The sequence below is a fragment of the Puribacter membranae genome, from assembly GCF_055380425.1.
This window is the reverse complement of sequence record NZ_AP040167.1, coordinates 454,123-467,886: the sequence shown is the minus strand read 5'-3', so window position 1 is coordinate 467,886 and position 13,764 is coordinate 454,123. Positions and strand designations below refer to the sequence as shown.

Annotated in this window: 13 protein-coding genes; 4 read left to right on the top strand and 9 right to left on the bottom strand. The window is 51.8% G+C overall.

Annotation, left to right across the window (positions count from 1 at the left end; genetic code table 11):
• Window positions 1-27 precede the first annotated feature (27 nt).
• Window positions 28-357: an FAD assembly factor SdhE gene (locus ACZ41M_RS02190; RefSeq protein ID WP_464730487.1), complete on the bottom strand. Its 330-nt coding sequence runs from the start codon at window positions 355-357 to the stop codon at window positions 28-30.
• Between the two features lie 465 nt (window positions 358-822).
• On the opposite strand from ACZ41M_RS02190, the gene ACZ41M_RS02185 reads away from it, so the two are divergent.
• The gene (locus tag ACZ41M_RS02185) at window positions 823-2,157 is read left to right on the top strand and encodes a citrate (Si)-synthase (RefSeq protein ID WP_464730488.1); all 1,335 of its coding nucleotides are present in this window, start codon (window positions 823-825) and stop codon (window positions 2,155-2,157) included.
• A 177-nt stretch (window positions 2,158-2,334) separates the two neighbouring features.
• On the opposite strand, the gene efp is transcribed toward ACZ41M_RS02185, so the two are convergent.
• The gene (gene efp / locus ACZ41M_RS02180; protein ID WP_464730489.1) at window positions 2,335-2,895 is read right to left on the bottom strand and encodes an elongation factor P; all 561 of its coding nucleotides are present in this window, start codon (window positions 2,893-2,895) and stop codon (window positions 2,335-2,337) included.
• Between the two features lie 144 nt (window positions 2,896-3,039).
• Entirely contained in the window at window positions 3,040-4,173 is a 1,134-nt protein-coding gene (gene earP / locus ACZ41M_RS02175) for an elongation factor P maturation arginine rhamnosyltransferase EarP (RefSeq protein ID WP_464730490.1), read from the bottom strand.
• An 89-nt stretch (window positions 4,174-4,262) separates the two neighbouring features.
• Here earP and hslO point away from each other — a divergent pair, with 89 nt between their 5' ends.
• Window positions 4,263-5,186, top strand: coding sequence for an Hsp33 family molecular chaperone HslO (gene hslO / locus ACZ41M_RS02170; RefSeq protein WP_464730491.1), 924 nt, complete (start codon window positions 4,263-4,265; stop codon window positions 5,184-5,186).
• 38 nt (window positions 5,187-5,224) lie between these two features.
• Here hslO and ACZ41M_RS02165 read toward each other — a convergent pair whose 3' ends face one another.
• Window positions 5,225-5,656, bottom strand: coding sequence for a septum formation initiator family protein (locus ACZ41M_RS02165; protein ID WP_464730492.1), 432 nt, complete (start codon window positions 5,654-5,656; stop codon window positions 5,225-5,227).
• Between the two features lie 209 nt (window positions 5,657-5,865).
• Between ACZ41M_RS02165 and ACZ41M_RS02160 the strand changes: the two genes are divergently transcribed.
• A complete protein-coding gene (locus ACZ41M_RS02160; protein ID WP_464730493.1) occupies window positions 5,866-6,132 on the top strand; it encodes an acyl-CoA-binding protein in 267 nt (88 codons plus the stop codon).
• Window positions 6,133-6,198: 66 nt separating this feature from the next.
• Here the strand turns inward: ACZ41M_RS02160 and rimO are convergent, their stop codons facing one another.
• The 5 genes from rimO to ACZ41M_RS02135 form a co-directional block, all read right to left on the bottom strand.
• Window positions 6,199-7,572 (bottom strand): 30S ribosomal protein S12 methylthiotransferase RimO, encoded by a 1,374-nt coding sequence (gene rimO / locus ACZ41M_RS02155; protein ID WP_464730494.1) that lies wholly within the window; start codon window positions 7,570-7,572, stop codon window positions 6,199-6,201.
• A 31-nt stretch (window positions 7,573-7,603) separates the two neighbouring features.
• On the bottom strand, window positions 7,604-8,575 hold the full coding sequence (locus tag ACZ41M_RS02150) for a DMT family transporter (RefSeq protein ID WP_464730495.1): 972 nt from the start codon (window positions 8,573-8,575) through the stop codon (window positions 7,604-7,606).
• A 179-nt stretch (window positions 8,576-8,754) separates the two neighbouring features.
• Window positions 8,755-10,098: an NADP-specific glutamate dehydrogenase gene (gene gdhA / locus ACZ41M_RS02145; protein ID WP_464730496.1), complete on the bottom strand. Its 1,344-nt coding sequence runs from the start codon at window positions 10,096-10,098 to the stop codon at window positions 8,755-8,757.
• Window positions 10,099-10,403: 305 nt separating this feature from the next.
• On the bottom strand, window positions 10,404-11,219 hold the full coding sequence (locus ACZ41M_RS02140) for a nucleotidyltransferase domain-containing protein (protein ID WP_464730497.1): 816 nt from the start codon (window positions 11,217-11,219) through the stop codon (window positions 10,404-10,406).
• Window positions 11,216-12,544 carry a replication-associated recombination protein A gene (locus ACZ41M_RS02135; RefSeq protein ID WP_464730498.1) on the bottom strand — a complete coding sequence of 443 codons (1,329 nt, stop codon included), beginning with the start codon at window positions 12,542-12,544 and terminating at the stop codon, window positions 11,216-11,218. The genes ACZ41M_RS02140 and ACZ41M_RS02135 overlap by 4 nt, the downstream gene beginning before the upstream one ends.
• A gap of 134 nt (window positions 12,545-12,678) precedes the next feature.
• On the opposite strand from ACZ41M_RS02135, the gene ygfZ reads away from it, so the two are divergent.
• Complete coding sequence (gene ygfZ, locus ACZ41M_RS02130) at window positions 12,679-13,674, top strand: CAF17-like 4Fe-4S cluster assembly/insertion protein YgfZ (RefSeq protein WP_464730499.1); 996 nt, start codon at window positions 12,679-12,681, stop codon at window positions 13,672-13,674.
• Window positions 13,675-13,764: the final 90 nt, after the last annotated feature.

The window sequence follows — 13,764 nt, the reverse complement described above, 5'->3', positions numbered from 1 at the left end:
CAATCAATTAGCAAACCGTATTACCCCTTAAACCACGCGCAGCAAGGCCAAAACCTCATCAGCCTGACGCATATCGTTCTCATCCATCATGTGCTCGGCGGGATCAACATCCTTCAGCTCCTTGCGCCCCATGATCAAGGCAAACAACTCGTCGTCCGACAAATCCAGCAATAAATCCAAACCATATACCTGCTCATCGCTCAGGTTCGGATACGCCTCAAAAAAGCGCGTCATGACAATGTCATTCTCCAGCAGACCGCGTTTGGCGCGCCAGAGCAAACGTGCACGACGCACCGAGTCTTCCACTGCATTTTTCGCCACTGCGCCCAAAGGTACTGCCTTTTCGGATGAACTCATAAAAAACCTCGTCTATTATTCTATTCATAAGCACAAATTACTTGTTTTCTGTCACCGTATCACATCACCATAGACAGCAAACAAGCGACCTATTTCATAGGGATTATAAGGCAAAAGTTTACTTAAAAAGCCACATTTTTCCCCAGAGGAAACACTGCAAATATTAAAAACTCAAAGACATCTACACGTTTTAATCATATTCTTCGAAAAAACGCACTGTTTTTGCCAAAACCATACCCAAACGAACATTCGCCCGACTCAAACTTACGCTTGACTTACTACTAACACACGTGAACTTACACTCATCTTACGATAAATCCATAAAAATTCTAAATATGCAGCTTCAACCAAAATAATGATTGAAATATTCATAAAGGCGTCACTATAATGCGAACGTTTTCATATTTTAATTAGAACTTTCAACCAATCGCTCTACCACACAATTGTTTAAGGAGATGATGCATCATGTCACTAAAAAAGGTCTTGAGACAAAAAATTGAGGCGCACCGTCCTCGTACCACTCGCTTGATGAAAGAATTCGGCAAAGTCAAAATTGACGAAGTCACGATTGATCAATGTATCGGCGGCGCACGCGATATCCGCGCATTGGTCACCGACATTTCCTACTTGGATCCGCAAGAAGGCATTCGCTTCCGTGGTAAAACCATCTCCGAAACCTTCGAAATGCTACCCAAAGCAGAAGGTTCAAACTACCCTACCGTTGAAGCATTCTGGTTCTTCCTGTTGACCGGCGAAGTACCGAACGAAGAGCAACTCGAAGCCGTGATGTTGGAATTCAAAGCACGTCAGCATGTACCGCACTACGTATTTGAAATCATCCGCGCGATGCCAATTGACACGCACCCAATGACCATGCTCTCCACCGGTATTTTGGCCATGCAGAAAGACTCCGTATTCCACGAGTTTTACAGCTCCGGTCAATTCAACAAAAATACCGCGTGGGAATACGTCTACGAAGACGCATTTGACATCGTCGCGCGTATCCCTGTTTTGGCCGCGTACATTTACAACCTAAAATACCGCGACAACAAACAAATCGAAATCAACCGCAAACTCGACATGGGTGCCAACTTCGCGCACATGATCGGCCAGTCGAAAGAATACGAAGACGTTGCGCGTATGTACTTCATCCTGCATTCCGATCACGAATCAGGCAACGTATCCGCACACACCACCCACTTGGTACACTCAGCCCTGTCTGACCCATACTACGCCTACTCTGCCGGCTTGAACGGCTTGGCAGGCCCATTGCATGGCTTGGCTAACCAAGAAGTGCTGTACTGGACGCTGAAATTCCAACAAAAATACTGCTCGGATCAAGAACCAACTCGCGAATTGCTCACCGCAGCATTGTGGGATACCTTGAACTCAGGTCAAGTGATCCCGGGCTACGGCCACGCGGTATTGCGTAAAACCGACCCGCGCTACACTTCACAACGTGAATTCTGCTTGAACACCCCGGGCTTGCGTGACGACCCACTGTTCAAACTCGTATCCATGATTTACGAAGTAGCGCCGGGCGTATTGACCGAACATGGCAAAACCAAAAACCCATGGCCAAACGTTGACTCACAATCCGGCGTGATTCAATGGTACTACGGCGTACGCGAATTTGACTTCTACACCGTCTTGTTCGGCGTGGGTCGCGCATTGGGCTGTATGGCCAATATCGTTTGGGATCGCGCTTTGGGCTACGCAATTGAGCGTCCAAAATCCGTCACCACCGACATGCTCGAAAAATGGGCGGAACAAGGCGGCCGCGAGGTCCCTAAAGCTTAAGCCAGCAGTCGTTAGAAAAGCAAAAAAGGATGCGAGTATCGCATCCTTTTTCCTTTCACTCATACTCTTTTCTCCACTGACTCAAAACAAAACGCCTGATGATTTCATCAGGCGTTTATCCATTCAGTAAACATAACTGCTCGCATATCGCAGGCAGTCAAGAGCTTATAAACTGAATTACTTCACACGGTTACGGTATTCGTTGGTACGGGTGTCGATTTCAATTTTGTCACCGGTGTCAACGAACAGCGGCACTTGAATTTCAAAGCCCGTGGCCAATTTAGCGGTCTTCAACACTTTACCGGATGAGGTGTCGCCTTTAACCGCTGGCTCGGTGTAGGTCACTTCGCGCACGATAATGGTGTCTGGTTCAACCGAAATAGGACGGTCTTGATAGAACACCACGTCGCAGCGCATGCCGTCTTCGAGATAGTTCAGCACATCGCCCATGCTGTCCGCTTCGATTTCGTATTGGTTGTATTCGTCATCCATAAATACGTACATCGGATCGGCAAAGTAAGAGTAGGTCACTGATTTTTTGTCCAAAATCAGTACGTCAAATTTGTCATCGGCGCGATAAACGACTTCAGAGCCGGCACCGGTCAGCAAGTCTTTCATCTTCATTTTGATGACCGCGCCAGAGCGGCCGGAACGGCTGTATTCGGTTTTCAATACGACTTTGGCAACGCCGTCAACCATAAATACATTACCTTGACGGAGTTCTTGAGCTGTTTTCATAATCAGTAATACCTTTTTACAATGGGTGAGTTGGAATGTAACACAAATGGGCTTGAGTACACATTCAACGACGGTCACCACGCCCAAAAAATTAACGGAATATTATAGCTTATTTTACCACTTTCGCGGCAATTTTCATGCGAACTATGGTTTTTCAGCGACGGATAAATGCCGCAGCAATTGCGTCACCAGATCGTCTTGCTGCGCCAAATGAGCTGCCACATCGCGCGCATGCTGCGTGAGCGCGGGCATGGCGCGTACATAGCGCAGCCATTGCTGTGTCAACTCTGAGGCAGCCACCTGACTGTCGTTCCAGCACAGAGTGAAGGCGTCATTGAGCTGCGCCACCCCCTCATCGCCTGAAGCGCCATACCTCTGCGTGAATGCCTTGAGCTTGTCCCAATGCACGCCGTCATTCTGCTTATAAATATCCCACACCAACGGCTTCCCCGCCCACAGCGCACGCACGAGACTGTCCTCACCGCGCACCATATTGATGTCCGCACTCCACAACAGTTGATCGTATTCGCCCTGTGACAGCATGGGTAAAAAGCGCACGCTCAATTGTCCCGCGTGCCATTGCGCCGCATTGCTTTGGGGTAAATTTAACGCGCTCCAAGCACGTTTGAGCGCCTCGCTCGCTTTGCCATACGTCACTGCCAATTGCACAGGCGTTTCGCCCTCAATCAAGGCAGGCAGCCACGATTGCAACGGCATATCTTCGTAGCCAAACAGGCTGATTGCCAGCGCATCGTCATCCCATTCAAACCCCGTCAAATCCGACCAATAACGCGGATATTGCGCTACAAAGCGATCACGCACGGTCAACAAATCTCGTTCTCGCAGTAACCCTCCGGTTTTCTCAGTAAACCCGGGAAAAAAGAAGAGTTTGGTCAAACCGCCCGACTGCGGTGATGGTAACAAATGTGCGCCTTCGACCCACGCCTCGGCGCTGAGGTATTCCAAATTCAACCAACGCGGTTTTATTTCAGCCTGAGCCATATTGCGCACGTAGTCTGCGGGAATATCGCAGGCAAACGCCTCAATCACCGCATCCGCCGGAGTGATTTCCGACCAATTAACCGCGTCGCTCCAGGTACAGATCTGCAGCGTCGTTAGCGCTGCCCTTTCGTCCTGCCAAGCCGCCAAAACCTGCGGCTGATCGATCCACAACCGCACCTGCGCCCCGCGCTCGCGCACCAATTGCCGCGCCAAGCGCCAGCATACGCCCGCATCGCCCCAGTTATCAATCACCCGACAAAACAAATCGATTCGCATTGTTCACCCAAAAGACACGCGCCACAGCCATGCAGAGTCGCGTAGAATACAGCCTTGAAAATTTTTAAACAGCGCCCATTTTAACAAACATGACACTACCGACTGATACTTTATACCGATTCCTCTTTGCCAACGCGCCCGTGAAAGGCGAATTGGTGCAATTACCTCATACTTGGCATACCATCACGCACACCGCGAAAAAGCGTGCTTATCCTGCCGTCGTGACCGAAATTCTCGGCCAAATGACCGCCGCCTGCACCCTACTCTCGGCCAATCTGAAATTTGACGGCTCGATGATTATGCAGATTCATGGCGACGGCCCGATCCAGTTGCTGGTGGTCGAATGCCGCTCCGATCTGACCATCCGCGCGACCGCAAAAGTGGCTGAAAACGCCAATATCGACGCACAAATGGATTTACAAACGCTGCTAAATCAAAACGGTAACGCACGTTTTGCCATCACGCTTGATCCGAACGAACGCCAACCCGGCCAACAGCCGTACCAAGGCATCGTACCGTTGCACGGTGAAACCATCGCCGAAATTTTGATGCACTATATGAGCGCCTCCGAGCAATTGGACACGCACATTGAATTGGCGGCGAACAGCCACAGTTGTGCCGGAGTTTTATTGCAGAAACTGCCGCTGCACGGCGGCGTGCAAAGCGAATCGCAAAATCTGCATGTCTGGGACGAGTTGTGCTCCATCGTTAAAACCGTGGGGTCGGAGGAACTGCTGAATACCGATGCCGATACGCTCATGCACCGCCTATTTTGGCAATACCCGCTGGAACACAGCACCGAGCAAAATGTGCAATTCGGTTGCACCTGCTCGCCGCAAAAAGTCACGGATATGCTGAAAATGCTTGGAGAAGACGAGGCATCGGACATGCTCAGCGAGCAAAACCATGTGGAAGTCAGCTGCGATTTCTGCGGTCAAGCCTATGAACTCACAGCGGAGCAGGTACGCGCGCTGTTTGATCCGAATGTGGAACCCACTTCGCAATTACATTGATTGCATTGACAAATGCGTAACCATAAAAAAACCGCAGATTACTGCGGTTTTTTTGCTTCGGAATTCTCAGCAGCGGATGGAGCGTTCGGCTGTGCGCTCGTTTGCGGGTTAGCTTGGGCATTGTTTTGTGCTGCTGATGCAGCGGTGGCTGCTGCAGTGGCTACTTGCTGATTTTGAGGATTCGATGCGCCCGGCTGAACTGTTGACGGCTGATCCATCACCTGCACAAACACCTCATTGCGCTTAATCATCCCCAGTTGCAGGCGCGCGCGTTCCTGTACCGCATCTTGACTGCTTTTTAAATCCTGAATTTCTGCTTGCAAAGCGGCATTGCGATAAATCAGCTCCTGATTTTGTTTCAGTTGTACCTCGATTTGCTTTTTAGTCTGATACACCTGCCACCAGCCAAAAGCCAGCGACACGGACAGACCGCACAACGCAAGGAATAAAAACAAAGGTAGACGTTTCATCAAAAGCCTCAAAAGGAATCACAACAAAAACGCTGCAAGACGTTCGTTGCCGAATTGTCGCACAACTTGCGCCTGTACGCACCTCTTCAACCGAATTTGCCACATCTTTTACGATAGAAACTCAATAAAAAGAACGACCGTATTATTTTTTAAGATTTTTCAATACAAACCATGCTATGATGAAATTCCTAAAAATTGAAAGGATACACATGAGCACCATCACCGAGCAATTCGAAGCCGCACAAGTCGCGGTTAAAAACCTGAGCGAAAAACCGGGCAATTTTGATTTGTTGGCTTTGTATGCCAATTTCAAACAGGCCACCGACGGCGATGCCGATGGAAATCGCCCCGGCATGACCGAATTCGTTGCCCGCGCCAAATACGATGCATGGGCGGCACTGAGCGGCACATCGAAAGAAGGCGCCATGCAAAGCTATGTTGATTTGGTCAATCGTTTGGTTGAGCAAGATCAATAAAACTCGCCTTCAGCATATAAAAAAGCACACCCGTGGGTGTGCTTTTTCATTGGTGCATCCTCGGCATCAGTTCTCAACCACCGTACCCCACAAATCGTACTCATCACTGCTGTGAATTTTCACATCCACAAACTGACCGACTTGCAACGGCTCTTCGGTGTAATCAATATAAACCAAACCGTCAATCTCCGGCGCATCGGCCATTGAGCGTGCAATCGCACCGTCCTCGTCCACTTCATCCACCAGCACCGTTTGCACCGAGCCGACTTTTTGCGCCAGCCGCGCCGTGCTGATGCCCTGCTGTTTCTCCATGAATCGCGCCACGCGCTCTTCGCGCACCTCATCGGGTAATGCCCCTTCGATCTGATTCGCGGTTGCGCCCTCCACCGGCGAATAGGCAAAGCAGCCCACGCGGTCCAGTTGCGCTTCGTCCAAAAAGTCGAGCAGATACTGGAACTCCGCTTCCGTTTCCGACGGAAAACCGGCAATAAAGGTCGAACGAATGGTCAAATCCGGACACTGCGCGCGCCATGCTTGAATGCGTTCGAGCGTTTTTTCACTGCTCGCCGGACGCTTCATCGCCTTGAGCACACGCGGATGCGCGTGCTGGAACGGTACGTCCAGATAGGGCAACACCCGCCCGTAGCCATTGACCGCCGTTGCGTTCATCAGCTCAATCACGTTGTCCACATGTGGATACGGGTACACATAGTGCATGCGCACCCACACGCCCAACTGCGCCAATTCCTCGGCCAACGTCTGCATATGGGTTTTCACCGGACGACCGTTGACAAAGCCGGTGCGGTATTTGATGTCCACGCCATACGCGCTGGTGTCCTGCGACACCACGAGCAACTCCTTCACGCCCGCGTTGACCAGCTTTTCCGCCTCGCGCATCACCTCACCAATCGGACGGCTAACCAGATCGCCGCGCAGCGACGGGATGATACAGAAGGTACACCGGTGGTTACAGCCCTCAGAGATTTTCAAATACGCATAATGCTTCGGCGTGAGCTTCACCCCCTGCGGCGGCACCAAATCGGTGAACGGATCGTGTGGTTTCGGCAAATGCAGATGCACCGCATCCAGCACCTCATTGCTCGCATGCGGGCCGGTCACGGCTAACACTTTCGGATGCAAGGTTTGCACCAGATTACCGCCGTTCGCATCCGTACGCGCACCGAGACAGCCGGTCACCACGACCTTACCGTTTTCGTGCAACGCTTCGCCAATCGCATCGAGCGACTCCTGCACCGCGCTGTCGATAAAGCCGCAGGTATTGACCACCACCAAATCCGCCCCCTCATACGACGGCGCAATTTCGTAGCCCTCAACTTTGAGCTTGGTCAAAATATCTTCGGAGTCCACCAGCGCCTTCGGACAACCCAAAGACACGAAGCCGATTTTCGGCGCACCGCCCAAATTATTCGTCTGATTCATATTTAAAAAACCTATCTATTATTACCTGTGATTACCTGTGTGCAGGCGCGGTAATTTTCCGCGTTGCCACGCGCCCCACCAAAGCCATGCCCATCAACACCAAAACCGTGCCCACCAATTGAATCCACGTAATCGGCTCGTCCAAAAACCAATACCCCAAACCCAGCATCGAAATCGGCCCCATCATCCCGATCTGCGAGACAATCGGTGAACCGAGGCGCGCTACTGCAAACATGGTCAACGGCACCGGCGCGACCGTACTCATCGCCGCAATCAGAACAGAGTACCACCACATACGCGGATGCGACGTCAGCAAATTGCCCAAATGCCCCCAATCGCGCAGCAGCGCATACTGTACCACGCAACACGCCGTTGAAATCATCATCGCATACGCCACCAAGCGCATTGTGCCCAAATGTTTCACCAACTCGCCGGTCATCAGCAGATAAATCGCATACGACAGCGCACTGCCAAACACCAAACTCGCGCCCAGCGCCACATTCGATCCGCCGAAATTCACCTCATGCACAAACACCAGAACGATACCGAGGTAAGCCAAAATCATCGCCCACCACTGCTTCACATCCACCTGCTTGCCCAAAAACAAGCGCGAAATAATCAGTACCAAGGACGGCGTGAGGAACAGTAACAAGCGCTCCAAACCGGTTGAAATAAACTGCAAACCGGTGAAATCGAGCATACTCGACAAATAATAGCCGACAAAGCCGACCACCAAAACCTGCCACACATCCCGCCGCGTCAGCCGATAATCCGCGTGCTCGTGATCGGTGAAATGCACCCACACCGCCAACGCAAAAAACAACGGAAAGGCAAACGCCATACGCAGCGTGATCGTATCCAGCGCATCCGCACCCTCGCGATACATCAGTTTCGCCAAAATCGCCTTGTTTGAGAACAGCACCGCCCCCAACACCGCTCCCGCGAACGCCACAATACGCTGACGCTGGGTATATTTGGAAAAATGCGGGTCGGAATGGGGCATGAAAACCTAAGAAAAAAGCGACAAAGATGCGCATTTTACCGCAAATCGTCGCATTTTAATGCACAGCCATCAACCACGCCATGCTCCATCTTCAATGAATAGAGGCGCAATCATGCGCCCCTGCGGTTGACCCAGCTCATAACGGAAACAACTCCGCCATTCAAGCTCGATAGATCCAATCAATAAACACCCTGCTCCGCCATCGCTTGCGCCACTTTGACAAAACCCGCGATATTCGCACCATCAACATAGTTCACCGAGCCATCGGCGCGTGTGCCGTAGCGAATACAGTTTTGGTGAATGTCCTTCATGATCGTGTGCAGTTTCGCATCTACTTCCGCCGCCGTCCACGACAGGCGCATGGCGTTTTGCGACATTTCCAGCCCCGAGGTGGCGACGCCGCCCGCATTGGATGCTTTACCCGGAGCGAATAGAACCCCCGCATGGATAAACGCATCGACCGCGCCTAAGGTAGACGGCATATTCGCCCCTTCGGCCACGCACAGCACGCCGTTGGCAATCAGGGTTTGTGCATCTTGCTCATCCAATTCGTTCTGCGTCGCACACGGCAAGGCAATATCCACCGCATGGTGCCACGGTCGTTTACCCGCCTCAAACGTCAAACCATGCGCTTGCGCAAAATCAGCCAAACGCCCGCGCTGTACATTTTTAAATGTCATCAGCTCTGCCAATAATTCCGGCGTCATGCCCTGCGCCACAAACAGCGTACCGCCCGAGTCGGACAGCGTGAGCACCTTCGCACCCAATTGCATGGCTTTTTCACAGGCGTACTGCGCGACATTGCCCGAGCCGGAAACCGCCACGGTTTTACCCACAAGGCTATCGCCTCGGTGCAGCAGCATTTCTTGGGTGAAATACACCGTGCCATAACCCGTCGCTTCGGGTCGCATAAGCGAACCACCGAAACTCAGACCTTTTCCGGTGAACACGCTGCCGGTATCGTTCGAGAATTTTTTCATATAGCCGGTCATATAGCCGACTTCACGTGCGCCGACGCCAATATCACCCGCCGGCACGTCAGTATTCGGGCCAATGTGACGATACAGTTCGGCCATCAAGGCTTGGCAAAAACGCATCACCTCGCCATCGGATTTGCCTTTCGGGTCAAAATCCGAACCACCTTTACCACCGCCCATCGGCAGCGTGGTCAAAGCATTTTTAAATGTTTGTTCAAACGCCAAAAACTTCAAAATCGATAAATTCACCGACGGGTGAAAGCGCATACCACCTTTGAACGGGCCGAGCGCATTGCTGTGCTGAATCCGAAACGCACGATTGACTTGCGTTTGCCCCGTATCGTCCACCCACGCTACACGAAATTGAATCGCGCGTTCAGGCTCGACCAAGCGTTCCAAAATTGCGTCTTTGGCATACTGCGGATTTTTTTCGATAAACGGCCACAGGCTGCCCATCACCTCTTTCACCGCCTGCAAAAATTCGGGCTGGTTTGGATCGCGCTGGGCGACATAATCAAGAAAATCCTCTAAACGAGCGTACTTCATAATAGTCTTTCATCACATTAAAAAATCTTGGGCGCAAAAAAAGCACCGTAATGGTGCAAATTATCGCATAAGCATCAGCAAGACCAAAAATTAAATCGCCGTTGGAACAAATTTTCTGATCAAAAAGCCGAATCGGGCTGCCGCAAAAACTCGGCTTTCTCAACTACTGATTGTCATCCCAAAGTCTCATACTAACACTGGGTAAATTTTGAAAAATATCAGTCGAAATGCAGCATAAAAGAAACTGATTGATTCAAAAAGGAAACGCGCATTTCCCTAAATGTGCATACCGAACAAACAACCGCTCAAGCCCAAGCCCGTTTTAAAGTCTCACGAAATAGCCGAGACAATAAAAACTCTACATTAGCAGGACGCTCAAATCGATCCGGAGCGATATGCGCCAATCGACTCAACTCAGCCTCAATAAACGCATGAATCACGGGTACTTGCGGCGCCAACCCCATTTCTGGCGATTGACGTTTCAAATCCAGCAACTGATAAATCGCCGCCATCAGCTCTACATTCTCTTGAACCACGACCAATAATTTTTCAAATTCAATGGGTGCCACACGTTCAAAACGCTCCAACCACTTCACTGCCAACAAAGGACGCAACACATAAAAATACTTTTTAAGCGGCACTAAATCCGTTTGCAAATACCCTCTGAAATTACTCTTAGCCGTACTGCGATAGTGATAAAAGCCACTCTGAATTGAATACACCTGCGGTACCAAACCGCGCACCTGATCTACGAACCAATCATCACAGCGATACATGATGGGCGAATACAGCCACTCGACAAATGCCGGATTGGATTTCCAAAACAACCGTAATGCCTTACGCACATCCCAGCCATTCACATCCATATCATCCACAATCGGGTATTCAATCACATCGCGCTGCTCCTCCAAACCCACGGACAAATACCATTCAGGACGATGAATGTAAATGAACCGACCATCGTAATCACTATTGGGCGAAGCAAAGCCCCATGCACGGCTACCTGACTCAACCGCCATTAAAACTTTGACATCGTGTTCACGTTCAGCCTCTTGCAACCGCTGCAGGATCTCTGCACGTGCTTCGGGTGTGACGGCATCCATTCGTTGATTACTACTCATACATTCGCCTTGTCATCCAAACCTTTGAGATACGCCAATTTTTCTTTAATTTTTTGTTCCAGCCCACGCTCGGTCGGCTGGTAAAAGTTCACTTGCGGCATATCGTCGGGGAAGTAGTTTTCGCCCGCCGCGTAGCCGCCCGCTTCGTCGTGGGCATAGCGGTAGTTTTTGCCGTAGTCGAGTTCTTTCATCAGCTTGGTCGGCGCATTGCGCAGGTGCAACGGCACGGGGCGCGAGCCGTCCTGTTTGACCCAGGCGCGTGCTTGGTTGTAGGCCATATAGCCCGCATTGGATTTGGCGGCAACGGCGAGGTAAAGAACGGCTTGCGCGAGCGCGAGCTCGCCCTCAGGTGAACCGAGGCGTTCGTAGGTTTGCGCCGCGTCGTTGCAAATTTGCATGGCGCGCGGATCGGCCAGCCCGATGTCTTCCCACGCCATGCGCACGATGCGCCGCGCGAGGTAGCGCGGGTCGGTACCACCATCGAGCATGCGGCAGAACCAGTACAGCGCGGCATCGGGGTTGGAGCCGCGCACAGATTTATGCAGGGCGGAAATTTGGTCGTAAAACGCTTCGCCGCCCGCATCGAATCGCCGCAGCGTCGCGCCGAGACTGGCTTTGAGATGCTCGGCGCTGATTTGCGTTTGTTTGTGCGAGCGCGCGACGTGCATGGCCTGCTCAAAATGATTGAGCAGTCGGCGCGCGTCTCCGTCGGCGGATTCGATCAGTATGGTTTGCGCATCGGGCGCGACGGTGTATTGTGTCGCTTCACTGGCGCGCACGACCAAATCGGCTAAATCTTGCTCGCTCAAGGATTGCAGTACATACACGGCGGCACGCGAGAGCAGTGCATTATTGACCTCGAACGAGGGGTTCTCGGTGGTCGCGCCGATAAAGGTGAGCAAACCGGATTCGACGTGCGGTAAAAAGGCGTCTTGCTGCGATTTATTGAATCGGTGTACCTCATCAACAAACAGGATGGTTTGCCGCCCTTGTGCTTTCCAAATCTGTGCTTGCTCGACCACTTCTCGGATTTCTTTCACACCCGACAAAACGGCGGAAAGCGCGACAAACTGGGCATCGAAAGAATGCGCCACCAGCCGCGCCAGCGTGGTTTTACCTACGCCCGGCGGCCCCCAAAAAATCATGGAGTGCATGCGCCGCTGGGCGAACGCGACCGCCAGCGGTTGGCCTTCGCCAAGCAGGTGCTTTTGCCCGATGACTTCGGACAGGTTTTGCGGACGCAGACGCTCGGCCAGCGGCGCGCTCTCGTCCACCGGTGCCGTTGCGCCATGACTTGGCAGATCGCTGGCAAATAAATCACTCATGGGTTCGCTCTATTTTCACTCAATTGATTGATGGGTCACGCCGCATTCAAAACGTCTTTGAAAACGCATTGCGGCATGCTTGTCCAATCGCGGGTACAATTTCACCATTCTAATGTTTACAGGTGGAACAAACAATGCACACGATGAATAATAGCGAAGTCAGCCTACCACTGCTGGCGCAACTGGACACAGGTTTAAACTTGAATTTGAATGGCGAATACGCGCTGATTCGCGTTAGCGGCGCGGATGCAAAAGCGTTTTTACACACGCAGTTCACACAGGACATCGCGCATTTGGGCGACAACGACGTGCGACTGGGCGGCTACTGCTCGGCCAAAGGTCGGCTGTATGCGATTTTTTACACCTACGCCGAGGGCGAAGAGGTGTTTTTGCTGATGCACCATTCGGTCGCCGAAACGGTGATCAAACGCCTGCGGATGTTTGTGCTGCGCATGAAAGCCACATTGGACAATGTCAGCGCGCAATACCATATCAGCGGTTTTGTCGGTCAAAACGCCTTGGCCAACGGCGTGAAACAGACGGCGGATGGCGTGACCCGTTTGGGTATTTTGCCCAGCGTACTCGATGAATCCAATGCCCATAACCTGCCGCGAGAAATCCGCATCGCCCCTCAATCGGCTGAAACGCCGACGGATGCGAGCGATTTGGCTCTGTGGCACTGGCTCGATATTCGTGCGGGCATCGCACACGTCACCGCTGATATTTCCGAGGCATTTGTGCCGCAAATGATGAATTTGGAACGCATTGGCGGCGTGAATTTCAAAAAAGGCTGCTATCCGGGACAGGAGATCGTCGCGCGCAGTCACTATCTGGGTAAACTCAAACGCCGCATGCAAGCGGCATCCATTGATTTTGCCAACGCAGTTGAGCGCGATCAAGCACTCACCCAGCTGCACATCGGCATGGATGTGTACAGCAGCGCAGACCCCGCGCAACCCGCCGGACAATTGCTCGCCTACGCGCGCAGCCCGCTGAACGACACGCAGATCGACGTGCTGTACGAGGTCAGCCTGCCGCTGCTGGAGAACGACGCGCAGCTCTCATTCAAAGAGCCGAGCGGTCAATGGCAGCGCCGTGCGTTACCGTATTCATTGAGTGATGCGGGCTAAACTCGGCACCATTGCCCTATCGCAGCAATCGAAACGCGTGTATAATCACGCGTTTTCTTATGGAATTTTCTCAAATAAATCAATCCATTA